Source organism: Shewanella sp., assembly GCF_051658185.1.
Taxonomy (GTDB): domain Bacteria; phylum Pseudomonadota; class Gammaproteobacteria; order Enterobacterales; family Shewanellaceae; genus Shewanella.
The window spans coordinates 1-10815 of sequence record NZ_JBOFMC010000204.1 but is presented as its reverse complement, the minus strand read 5'-3'; the positions used below and the strand labels follow the sequence as shown (position 1 = coordinate 10815).

The following is a 10815-nucleotide window of genomic DNA, read 5'->3' as shown; positions in this document are numbered from 1 at the left end:
TTTGATGAGGCGCGTCAGGCGATAGAGGAATATCTATCCTTGGCTGATGGCGAGTCAGTCACATTCGATTTAAATCAATCGCAATGGCTGGGGGTGAGTGATGATTGATGTTAGTCGCGTTAACTCAATTGGGGATCTGATCGCCGCGCTACGGGCTAAGGCTAAGACGCATGAAGAACGCCACGGCCTCGATGATTGGGCTTGCTCACTCTATGACGTATCACGGTTGATTAACGATAGCTTTGATGCGGATACGCCCATAGGTGGCGCAGAGGCTAGCGCTGTGAATGTGGAGGCGTCAGAGCCGTATATCGCGCTTAAGGCGCAATCAGAGCATTGGCGCAAGCATTGCGCAAGCAGTGAGGCCGCCAGCCAAGCCAGCGTTAATGCCATTTTAGGCGCAGTGACGGCGCGGTTTGATTATCGCCGCGATACGGCTCATATATTGGCGCTGTCTAACAAGGTTAATCGCTTGCCGTCCTGTACACAGTGTCGGGGCGCGGGGCAGTGGAAGCCGCTTTTCGTGGTTTATGATTGCGATAAATGCCATGGTACAGGCCGCGACCTAGCCGATCCGGTTGCGGTGATCATTGCCATGCAAGAGTTGGTGCAAAAACAACAGGACGCCTTGATCAAGGCCAGAGGGCTACTGTTCGAGCATGGCCTAGATGAAATTGAAAAGACCGCGATAGCGGTTGACCATTGTTACGGGAGGGGGTGACATGGATAAAGCCAATCATGAAAACAAAACGATTAAGCGGCGGCGGGTGGTTGATGCCACAAAAAAACTGCTGGTGGATGACTTCAACGATCGCGCCTTTGATGTGGTGCTGTATCGAAATGAAGTGAATGTTGTCAGTCAGCAAACGCGCAAATTCTTTATTCCGGCCAAGTGGAACGCCGCCAAGCAAACCTTTATCCACGATCCCAAATACCCAAGCATTTTCACGGCCTGCTTAAGTCTTATTGATTTGGGGGAGCTGGTGGACGCTGGCATAACTTCAAGCGACTTCAAATTGTTCACCTTGAAAAGCCGTGAAGCCACGTTATTGAGCGATTGCGGCTTAGCGGCTGGCGATGTGGTGAAAGTGGATTTGCGGGGCTTTAAGGCGCAATTACCGGAGGTTAATCGGCTAATCGCTAAGACGGGTTGCGCGGTTGAGTATCATCGAACCGTCAAGGCTTTTAAGGTTGTCCGGCTTAATGGTGCGGAGCTAAACGCGCCTTATTTGCCGGAGGTGTACTCTATTCGTGGCTGGTCGATGAATGATTTCATGGCAAAAGTGATGAAGGTGCTCATTGATAACAGAGTTAGGGTATCAAAGGCTTTGCGTGCGCAGTTTTGTTAGTTAATTAAAGGGGCTTTCTGTGAGTAAAAATGTAAAAGATCAACGCGAACGTGACCGCAAAATGGGCGTGCGTTATTTTCGCGTCCGTTGTACTGGCACTGAATTTAATGTGCTTAAGGCTGTGGTTGATAAGGGCGGCTTTGCCAGTAATGGTGATGCGGTCGTGTCGCTCATGTATGACAAGGCGGCAGAGCTGGATATTAATGTGATAAAGCCTGATGCGGAAGGCGTGGGGCGGCATTTTCGCATGACTTGCACAGATGCGCAGTTAGCTTTAATTGCGCGTGTGGTGGCCGCTGGCGGCTATGAGAGTAACCGCGACGCTGTAATGTCGCTATTGACGGCAAGAGCGGAAGAACTTGGGCTTGGGGGTGTGTCGTGATTAAAGGTGACAAGGGATTAGTTAAAGGCGGTGAATGCGCCTCGATATTTTGCACTAAGCGCGGCGCTAACTCGTTTAGTCGTTACACACGGGTGCCTGTGTATTTGTGCCAAGCGTGCGCGATGGAGGACAACGAAAAAGCCGTTATTGCAGTCAAAGAACCTGCCTTTGTGGTGCGCCAAGACTCTAAGCTTTAGGTCGTTAATTAATGGCCTTTTTTTATACTTATTAAAACATAACAGATCTGCATTGTTCGGACGTAAGAGTTAGGGGTAACAGCAAAAGCATGTCTGCAAAAAAGGAATGGCTAAAACACCGAATTAATTACCTAGCCGACAACGGCAAGCGCTGGGCGTCGCCCAAGGCGTACTTTGAAGCCCACGGCCTGAATGTTAACTCAGGCCGTCGTGAGTTCACTAAGATTATAAAGCTCGAAAACGACGGCCTTTCGCACGCCGATATAGAGCTGCTATTCACCAAGTCCCCCCGAATAAAAAACCTCGAAAAAAATGTAACAACTCGCCCTCGAAGTGATCAAAAAAAGAGTGATCAAAAAAAGAGTGATCACATAAAAAATGATCACAAAAAGAGTGATCACAAAAAAAGTGATCACGCATCTAGCGATGAATGCCCAAACGAAAACAACGACATAGGCGGGGTTGAACGCAAGCCTATCCCTCGGCGCGAAGATGTGATCACAAAAAAATTGAAGCGGTTAACAACTGAGTTTCATTTGAAACATCGGGACGATTCGAGTGATCAGCAAATCGGCAATGGCGGCCGCTTTGCTAAGGGCAATGCGGCGGGTATGCGCTCAGGCGCTTACATGGACGTGATGAAGATGCCGGAGCCGCTGCGAGAAATGGTTAAGGAAAAGTGCGCCATTGGCGGCGTGAGTGAGATCGTCCAGCTCGAAGAAACGCGCTACGTCTATATGAATCAAATCCTATTCGCCAAGATGAACGCGCTTGATATTGAGGAAGCCAAAGGCATTACCTCGTTTGACGAGAACGGCAAGGAAATAGATCCGCTCGATACAAGGGCGCGTGCGCTTTGGGCGTTGAGCGGCGGCCTAGGCGCGTTATTTGGCGGCCTAGTCCAAGCACACATGAACGCATTCAAGACGGTTGCAGATGTAGACATTAAGTACACAAAACTTAATTCAGAGTTAGGGCGCATCGAGCGCATGAAAGAGATCATTGCTTCCCGTGGTGAAGATGACTCGGCGCTTGAGGTTGTGCGCCAGCTTGAGCTTGAGGGCATTAAGCCGCCGCCGCTATTGGTCGCTGAGGCGCTTAAAGAAATTGAGCTGATGACGCCTAAGATCGACACGTCAGGCATTAGTGACGCCGAATTAGACGCCGCTGTTGCTGCATACGAGGCCAAGCACGCTGAAAACCTCGATATTTACAAAGCGCGCCGCCGTAACATCGAACACTTGCTATTTGAGGCCAAGGCGGAAGCGGAACTGGGCGGCGGTGAAGATGATGATTTTGAATATGACGACGACAGTGATGATGATTTTGAATATCGCGAACCGGATCAGTGCGGTGAGTTTGTCCGGCTAAGCGATGAAGCGTTAGGACTGGATGACGACGATAGCGATGATGATGACGAGTGGGATGATTAATGGCCGCTAAAGTCAAATCAATACGCAGTGATCCGCGCTGGATAGAGCTTGTCATACGCTATCGGTTCAATTGGCTGATTGCGGCCGTAGATCTGTTCGGCTTTGAGCCTGTAGTGCATCAAGTCGAGCTGTTGAAGGCGGCGCAGCCAATCGGTGCGCGGGTCACGGTGAGTTCCGGCCACGGCACGGGTAAGAGTAGTCAGATTGCTATTGTTGTGCTGCTTTACATGATCATGTACCCAAACGCCCGTGTGGTGCTGGTCGCTAACAAACTCGATCAGGTTAAGATTGCCGTCTTTAAAAACATTCGCATTTACTGGAAAGGGCTGATTAAGCGCTACCCGTGGTTTGAGGACTATTTCACGATAAGCGAATCGACCTTTTACGCTAATGCGGAAAAAGGCGTTTGGGAAGTCAGTGCTAAGGCTTCTAAGGTCGGTAACGAGGAAAGCTTAGCAGGTGAGCACGCCGATCACTTGCTCTGGATTATCGACGAGGCCAGCGGCTTGTCTGATAAAACCTTTGATTATGTCGAAGGCTCATTAACGCAAGTAGATAACCGTGTTGTGTTGCTGTCGCAGCCTACAAGGGATAGCGGCTACTTTTGGGACACTCACAACGATCCCGATAAGAGCCGCGCTTGGACTAAGTTAATTTTTAACTCGGAAGAATCCTCGCTGGTTACGGATCAGTTCCTGTTAAACGCCTTTTTCCGTTATGGGGCTGATCGTAACTCGCCGCAATACATGATCCGTGTGCGCGGGATGTTCCCTAAATCGCTGTCAGGCTATTTGCTGTCGATGGACGACGCCGTAAGAGCGACTAAGGCTAAATTCAAGATGCCTAAAGGCTGGGGTTGGGTACTTAGCGCCGACGTCGGTAATGGCCGCGATAGCTCGGTTATCAATATCGCTAAGGTGTGGGGTGATGGGCGCGAACGGCGCATTAAAGGCGTCAAAATCTCAGAGTATGAAGGTAATATCAATTCAATCAATTTCGCCCGTGAAATTATCAATGTCGTGAAAACGGGCGAGTATCCCAATATCTCAGTATTAATCGACGGTGACGGCATCGGTGCGGGTACGGCCGATTTGGTGGAAGAAGCGGGGATCAACGTCCAGCGCATCCGCTGGGGCGGTAAAATGTTTAATAAGGATGAGCGCAATCTGTATCAAGATCAACGCGCCTACGCCTCGATAATGCTCAGGGATCGCATTCGCGCTGGCATGGTCAGATTAGACAGAAACACCAAGACGTTAAACCAAGCGGCTAAAATCCCCTATGGCATCGACGCCAAAGGGCGCTTTGTGATTGAGCAAAAGAAGGTGATGAGAACCAAGCTTAATATTAAATCGCCGGATAGGTTCGATACTTACTGCTTTATGATGTTAGCCGACATTATGCCAGCCTCAAGCGTTGTCAGTCAGCATTCACTCCAAGAGCGTGAAATGGTCGGCAACTGGGATAAGGACGTTACGGTATCCGCTTAAAGGAAAAGCCAGCGTTAAAGCTGGCTATAGGCGGATAGGTCTGTTTTTGGCCTTAATACCCGCGCCTTGATGCGTTCCTTTTCGCGAAGGCGCATTGCGTTAGTGCGCTCACTTTCACGATAGACATTCGCTGAAAGCTGCAAATTCGTTTTCAGTGGCTTCATGCCTAGTCGTGCTAAGTCGCTTGCATTGGTGACTTTGCGTGTTGGCTTTTCGTGTGGGAACTGGATAGGTAGCGCCACGTTATCCGGCGAATAGATGAATACGCCTGTTTGAGTTACGCGAATGCGCTTGGCCTTGCCGCCTTCTGTCGGGATGTAATACAGATATAGCTCTGTGTGAGGCTGTCCAATCACTCGGTAAGTCGTTTCTGGATCGGCCTCGCGTTCTTCTATCTCTGCCTCGATAGAGCGGGACAGTGCGGTAGGGTTGCCGTCGTTGTGTTGCAATTCCTTTTTAAGCATTGTGCGCAAGCGGAACAGCATAACGCTTTTGCTCATTTTGCGGGATGCCTGCGCATATCCCTCGCTAATCGCCACACTGACAGGGTTATAGATGATGGTTGGTAGCAAGCTAAATTGCGTGGACGTCGCGGTGAAGCGAACCGGATCATTTGTGATTAGGCGCTCTGCCTCAAGTTGCCATTTCGCAATTTGCGACGTGATTTTACGCAGCGCGGCTTCATCATTTAAGAGTACCACTGGCCGGAATGGGGCTACCTTGCCGCTTTCTACGTCCCGAACGTCGGTGTAAATAGCATTGGCGCACGCATTCGCGATGAATCTTTCCCTGAATTTTACAAAAGAATCGTACTGCTTGAGTAAGTCCATAATGCCACCTTAAATCATAATCATAACCGACACATAGAAGCTAGGCTCCTATGCCAAACTAGCTATTGGTTATTATACAGGCGTTATAACGAAAGTCATTACTCGTTGTTCGTTTTTTGTTCGGATAAATGGGGGTAAGGTGTTATTTACTTTTAAAGTAGTGTGTAAATTAAACAGATAGCGCTGCTAGCAACGCTACCTGTTTTAGTGTGTTTAGTCGGTAGCGTTGCTATTGGGCAAAGTGGGCGGCTAGTGGACGTGTTCGCAGTAAACGGTGTGATAGTCCATCTGGTACAGCGCGTTGCAGACTTGCGCGGTCAGCGCGACAATGGCGCGTCCGTCCTCGATGTTGGGCGCTAGTCTGTTTACGATGAACGGGATAATGCCAAGCGGATTAACGTCGGTGCTACTTCCGTTGATGGCTTCAAATTCTGCAAATAGCATTTCAATTTTATTTTCAATGTCGTTCGGGCTAATCACGTCCAATTTGCGCTCCTTGTCTAAAGCTAAATCATTTACCAAGCAGAGTAAAAATTTGCACCTTTGTTATAACGGCAATGGATTATCCACAAATATAAACAATTTGCGAAACGATCGGCTTCACGAATTACGCATTTGAAGTGAAAAAAGCATAAATAAAAAATACAAATTAATTAATTAGTTACTAATGAGTGCGTCAATTGTTTGGCTTGTTTGTTAATATTTGGCGCGTTGTAACTGAATGGCATCCGGTTTGTTGCGTCCTGTTGCTGGTGTTAATTTTTGGACAGTGGTTTGTTTGTGATCTCGATCGCCTTGGTATAGCCAATGTCTGACAACCTGTAAGCCAATGCTAGCGACCGTGTGCGCCATTGTCTTACAAGACCGTGCTGGTGGAGTGTGTGCATCCCCGCCCGAAAGTTTGAGCCAAAAACGGGGGTGTCGCGGGTATCGTTGATGATTTTAAGAAGGTCGGTTGCCATAATTGGCCGCTGAGTGTCGCCCCGCTGCTCTTGCGCTCGTTGCAAAAGCAGCAAGACAGTTAAGGCGGCCTTTTGCGTTTGAGAGAGGCGCATTACACGCCTACCATGATGCTAAAGGGTGTTGGTATCTCTTGCTTGACTGGCCGCCATAGGTGCAGCGCTGGTGCGTTATTAACGTACTCGCTGGCTGGCGGGTGCAATTCCATTACCCAGCAATCGTCACCCCAAAATAGCGTTTTCAGTGCTTCCATGTCGTTATGTGTTGGCAATTCGCTAGGGGTTTTGCCATTGCTAACAGATACGCTAACGTGTTCCCAATCCATGCCGTCGGAGGCGATGATCAAGAACCCGTGCTTAGCAATGGCGTTGGGTGGAATTAAAAACGCGCCATTGTTGCCATAGCTACGGTCGGAACCGAAATCGCCGCTTGTTACTCGATAACGCTCAGGTACTGAAAACATAGATGTTCCTTGTTGTGTTGTAGTGCCTGAATGCTAACAAAAAAGGCTTAATCATGTCACGCATGAATAAGCCTTTGTGATTACTTAATCATGTCACACATGATTAAGGGCGGCGCTTGATGTGTACTCGTTGGCCGCTGCTTTTGAAATAGTGGGATAGCTGGCTAACCGCCGTTCTATGGCCGCTCTTGGCTTGGAAACGGTGGTGATAGCGGCGCATAGAGAGCAAATTGGAAACTCCCCCATTTGCATCAAAGAGCATAGTTTCAAAAATTACAGGCTTCCCGTTTGCTTCGTTGCCGTGGTCAATAGAGAGTAAAACTGTCGAAAGCGCGTAGCCGTTGGGGAAGCGTGTAACCTTGATCTGCGTCGAGCGTTGCGCGGCGCTCAAGTCGCGACTTGATTTAAGGTTGAGTGCGTTGAAGGTTTGCACTCTGCCGCGCTCGCCAATGTAATAAACAAGCATTATGTCACCTTGTAGTTTTTGGCAGGGATAGCGCCCTTGCCTAGTTGTGATCTGTTTACCAGCACTGGCCGGATGTGGACTAACCGTGTCCGTGCTCTGCCTTCACCGTAGCGCTGATTGCGTAAAAAGCCCCTGCGCCAGTGTGGACGCTTTCCGCTAGCGTCCTCGCTATCGCCTGCAAAGTCTAAACGCTCGCCGTGACCACAAATTAGCGTGTAGTCCATAGCTCCCCTTAGAAGCGCCTCAATGCGCCTTGCCTTTTTGACGTTCTTAGTGCCTGCCAACTGCTTAGCTAGCGCCTTGGCGGGTTCGTGCCGTTCTCTGCGCATATCTGCGCAATTGAGATAGACTAGCAATTTAGTCAGTAGGCCAAAGTTGTTGGTGATCTGCGTGCGCGTCATGTCGTCCATAAGCAATAATTGCTCTGTGGGGCTTAGCGATGCTTTGCCAGCGTCGGATATTGCCACGGCTGCATAGTATTCGAGGTTGTGCTGTAGCTGTTCGCTAGCGCAATACTCGCTGTTAAGGTCAAAGTACAGGTTTGCGTGATGTGAGGCATCATTGAGCATTCGATCCTTTGGCCTGCCAGTGAACAAAACCTCAAGACAGATAACCTTCGATTCCTTGTGTAGCTTTAGTGGCTTGCAGTAGTCGGGAAACATGGCTACAGCCTCGCTAGCCACTTCATACACGTTGATGTAAGCGCCCTCCAAAGCGTGCAAGCCGGACACGCTGTTATGCAAGGTGTAAATGGGATCAAGTGCCTGCGGGGTTTCGCCAAAGGCGATAAAACAGCTTTCAAATGGCGGGATGATCATATCAACGCTAACGCCTTTGCTGAGGTCTGTTAGTTGCAATTCACGCATGAGATCATCGGCAAATACCAGCGTCGCGCCCTCTTTAAAGCGGTGGAATAGTGGCATTAGACTAACAATGTTGTTTCCGTCGTGAATGCCGCCGTCCACGGCCTTTGATTGGTTTAATCGCTTGTTTGTGTCGCTGTCACAAGATCTCGCCACGGCGATAGCGTCCGATACGGCAATGTTGGCCTTAGCTGCATAGTAGGCTGTTTGTAGCATGAACTCGCCAAGGCTTAGTTGTGTCAATAGTTCAGCGCGGCCTAGCTTGCTTCTTTGCGGATGGTGGGCGTTAAGGTGCTCAGGTTTGTGTGATTCCATCCCTTCCAGAAATTCCAGCGCCTTAATTTTATTGCTTAAGTGCTGCTTAATGAACTGGCGGTTTCCCGCTATCAGTGCGTCTATTTCGTCGCGGTACGCTGGTGTGCTGTCCATCTTAGCCAGCTTTGCAAGTAGCGGCTCCAAGAGAACGTGTCCGATGGTTAATTTCTTGTCGATGCGGCTCAATGCGTTGCCTCCTTTTCTGCCAATCCAAACGGATCGCAATCTTCCATGCGATAGCCTAATGTTCGAAAGTAAGCGATTAGCTCGGTTAGTTCGGCCGGATCAATTGCCCAGCTTTGGTGTATAAGCGGATTTTTACCATTGGTTAATTCTAGCCGGATGGCGTCGCCTTCAAGCGTCGCTTTAACGCAAAGCTCGTTAAGTGGTGTTTGGCTTGATAGCCAAGGGCTATGAATAAAAAATAATGCGGATGATGACGGATGCACGAAAACAGCAAATTTAAGGCTGTCAGTGCTTCCCGCTAATTTGAAGTGTCGCTCTGCGATAAGGTGTGGCATACAGCGTCCTTGGATAGATGTTAGGGCAACTCACAAGGCGTTGCATTGCCCTAGTCTGATGCTTAATTTAGTCGAGGTAACGGCAAGCGTCGTATTCGGCCATAATACTTGCCTGATCAAATGTAGTGACCGCTACGGTGTGGCGTATGTAGCGGCTTAGGTCGTTAAACTCGACGTGCGCCACGGGGTCAAAAAAACCGTCTGGGTCAACGCTTATCTTAGTTATTGCCGCTTCGATAACCTGCCCTTCCGCCGTGTAGCCGCGCCCTGTATTGAATCTTAACTTATCGCCTACTTGCATTTTTCTTTCCTTTTTTTGGTTGGGGATTGCCAAGGCATATTACAACGTGCGTTATAACAAAGCAAATTAACGCAAGCGCTTATAAAGCGCTTAATTAAGGCTTTGTAAGGTCTTGGTTAGCGCTTGATGAGGGCTTTGTTAGCGCTTAATAAGGGCTTGATAAGCGCTTGATTAGAGCTTAATAAGGGCTTGGTTAGAGCTTAATAAGGGCTTCATTAGGGCTTAATAAGCGCTTGATTAGAGCTTGATTAGAGCTTGATAAGCGCTTGATTAGAGCTTGATAAGGGCTTTATTAGTGCTTGATGGGTGTCTTTTTGGGGCTTGTGTTATTTGTATAAATGATGCGCGGGTATATTTAATTTAGTTGCACTTAGCTGTGCTGGTGCAAATAACTGAATACCTGCCGTCAAAGTGTGTAAATTTAAAGCGTCCATCCTCTTTTGACATAATATGTCATCGCGTTGCTACGTCAATTCTGAGAGTTTTGCAGGGGTGTTATACCCGACAATTCAAGAAAAGCCCCTGTCAGGTTCATTACTATCCATTAATGAACCTAGAAAGGGCGCGCCAGTAAAATAGCAAACATAATAAAATCAATGACATAAGCGCGTAAAAAAGGTGCTGTGCTCAGTAGAGCGTATTGACGCAAAACGGGATAAATGCGCTTGCGCGCTGTTTGGTTGTGGTGTAGTTTTCGCGCAGTGATGAAAATACATATATCGGAGCGGTAAAAATGCGGAAATTGCCTGAAAGTGTAGATGTCAGCAATAAAACCAAGGCAAAGCTAAGGCGTCACCAAGCGCGGTTCCAAAATGGCGAACTTAATCAGGCAATGATCTTTATGCAAAGTTTGCATGGAGTAACAAAGTCGCTATCTCAGGATCATGGCGGTTTGTCGGTTTGCACTAAGGGGTGTTCGCATTGCTGTAAGTTGAATGTTGATCTGACCTTGGTTGAAGCCTCTTACATTGCGCAAAGAATGAAAGTCGATGGCGTTGAGTTTGGCTATCAACAAGGGTTTACGCCGGATACATATTGCCCATTTCACAATGCCGTGACGAAAGCCTGTCAGATCTATGAGTTCCGGCCGATTGCTTGCCAGCTTTTCGCGTCGATGGACTCGGTAGAGTTTTGTAAAACGCCGGACGTTCCTCATAAGGTGATGACACAATTTTCAATCGGTACGGCATTTGTTCAGTTAGTTGAGCCTATCGAGGCCGCCAGCGTCACGGATAGCGCGCCTGT

General features: G+C 48.6%; 15 protein-coding genes. 7 read left to right on the top strand and 8 right to left on the bottom strand.

Translation table 11 applies throughout. The features are described 5' to 3' along the window. The first annotated feature begins 100 nt into the window (after positions 1-100). From ACRCZA_RS08085 to ACRCZA_RS08060, 6 genes are all read left to right on the top strand, one after another. Positions 101-721, top strand: coding sequence for a hypothetical protein (locus tag ACRCZA_RS08085; RefSeq protein ID WP_438673944.1), 621 nt, complete (start codon positions 101-103; stop codon positions 719-721). Position 722: 1 nt separating this feature from the next. Further along, positions 723-1349 (top strand): hypothetical protein, encoded by a 627-nt coding sequence (locus ACRCZA_RS08080; RefSeq protein WP_438673943.1) that lies wholly within the window; start codon positions 723-725, stop codon positions 1347-1349. 19 nt (positions 1350-1368) lie between these two features. Beyond that, entirely contained in the window at positions 1369-1731 is a 363-nt protein-coding gene (locus ACRCZA_RS08075; protein WP_438673942.1) for a hypothetical protein, read from the top strand. Beyond that, positions 1728-1928, top strand: coding sequence for a hypothetical protein (locus ACRCZA_RS08070; RefSeq protein WP_438673941.1), 201 nt, complete (start codon positions 1728-1730; stop codon positions 1926-1928). Before ACRCZA_RS08075 ends, ACRCZA_RS08070 begins: the two co-directional genes overlap by 4 nt. A 536-nt stretch (positions 1929-2464) precedes the next feature. After that, positions 2465-3361 (top strand): hypothetical protein, encoded by an 897-nt coding sequence (locus ACRCZA_RS08065; RefSeq protein WP_438673940.1) that lies wholly within the window; start codon positions 2465-2467, stop codon positions 3359-3361. Next, entirely contained in the window at positions 3361-4851 is a 1491-nt protein-coding gene (locus ACRCZA_RS08060; RefSeq protein WP_438673939.1) for a phage terminase large subunit, read from the top strand. The genes ACRCZA_RS08065 and ACRCZA_RS08060 overlap by 1 nt, the downstream gene beginning before the upstream one ends. A gap of 14 nt (positions 4852-4865) precedes the next feature. Here the strand turns inward: ACRCZA_RS08060 and ACRCZA_RS08055 are convergent, their stop codons facing one another. The 8 genes from ACRCZA_RS08055 to ACRCZA_RS08020 form a co-directional block, all read right to left on the bottom strand. Then, positions 4866-5681, bottom strand: coding sequence for a hypothetical protein (locus tag ACRCZA_RS08055; protein ID WP_438673938.1), 816 nt, complete (start codon positions 5679-5681; stop codon positions 4866-4868). Between the two features lie 249 nt (positions 5682-5930). Then, positions 5931-6167, bottom strand: coding sequence for a hypothetical protein (locus ACRCZA_RS08050; RefSeq protein WP_438673937.1), 237 nt, complete (start codon positions 6165-6167; stop codon positions 5931-5933). A gap of 269 nt (positions 6168-6436) precedes the next feature. Continuing rightward, positions 6437-6736, bottom strand: coding sequence for a hypothetical protein (locus ACRCZA_RS08045; RefSeq protein ID WP_438673936.1), 300 nt, complete (start codon positions 6734-6736; stop codon positions 6437-6439). Further along, the gene (locus tag ACRCZA_RS08040; RefSeq protein ID WP_438673935.1) at positions 6736-7104 is read right to left on the bottom strand and encodes a DUF7694 domain-containing protein; all 369 of its coding nucleotides are present in this window, start codon (positions 7102-7104) and stop codon (positions 6736-6738) included. The genes ACRCZA_RS08045 and ACRCZA_RS08040 overlap by 1 nt, the downstream gene beginning before the upstream one ends. A gap of 103 nt (positions 7105-7207) precedes the next feature. Further along, entirely contained in the window at positions 7208-7570 is a 363-nt protein-coding gene (locus tag ACRCZA_RS08035) for a hypothetical protein (RefSeq protein ID WP_438673934.1), read from the bottom strand. After that, complete coding sequence (locus ACRCZA_RS08030; protein ID WP_438673933.1) at positions 7570-8934, bottom strand: hypothetical protein; 1365 nt, start codon at positions 8932-8934, stop codon at positions 7570-7572. The genes ACRCZA_RS08035 and ACRCZA_RS08030 overlap by 1 nt, the downstream gene beginning before the upstream one ends. Further along, positions 8931-9269, bottom strand: coding sequence for a hypothetical protein (locus tag ACRCZA_RS08025; RefSeq protein ID WP_438673932.1), 339 nt, complete (start codon positions 9267-9269; stop codon positions 8931-8933). The genes ACRCZA_RS08030 and ACRCZA_RS08025 overlap by 4 nt, the downstream gene beginning before the upstream one ends. 67 nt (positions 9270-9336) lie before the next feature. Next, complete coding sequence (locus ACRCZA_RS08020) at positions 9337-9570, bottom strand: hypothetical protein (protein ID WP_438673931.1); 234 nt, start codon at positions 9568-9570, stop codon at positions 9337-9339. Positions 9571-10303: 733 nt separating this feature from the next. On the opposite strand from ACRCZA_RS08020, the gene ACRCZA_RS08015 reads away from it, so the two are divergent. Next, positions 10304-10815 (top strand): YkgJ family cysteine cluster protein (locus tag ACRCZA_RS08015; protein WP_438673930.1); only part of this gene is annotated, 512 nt, incomplete at its 3' end.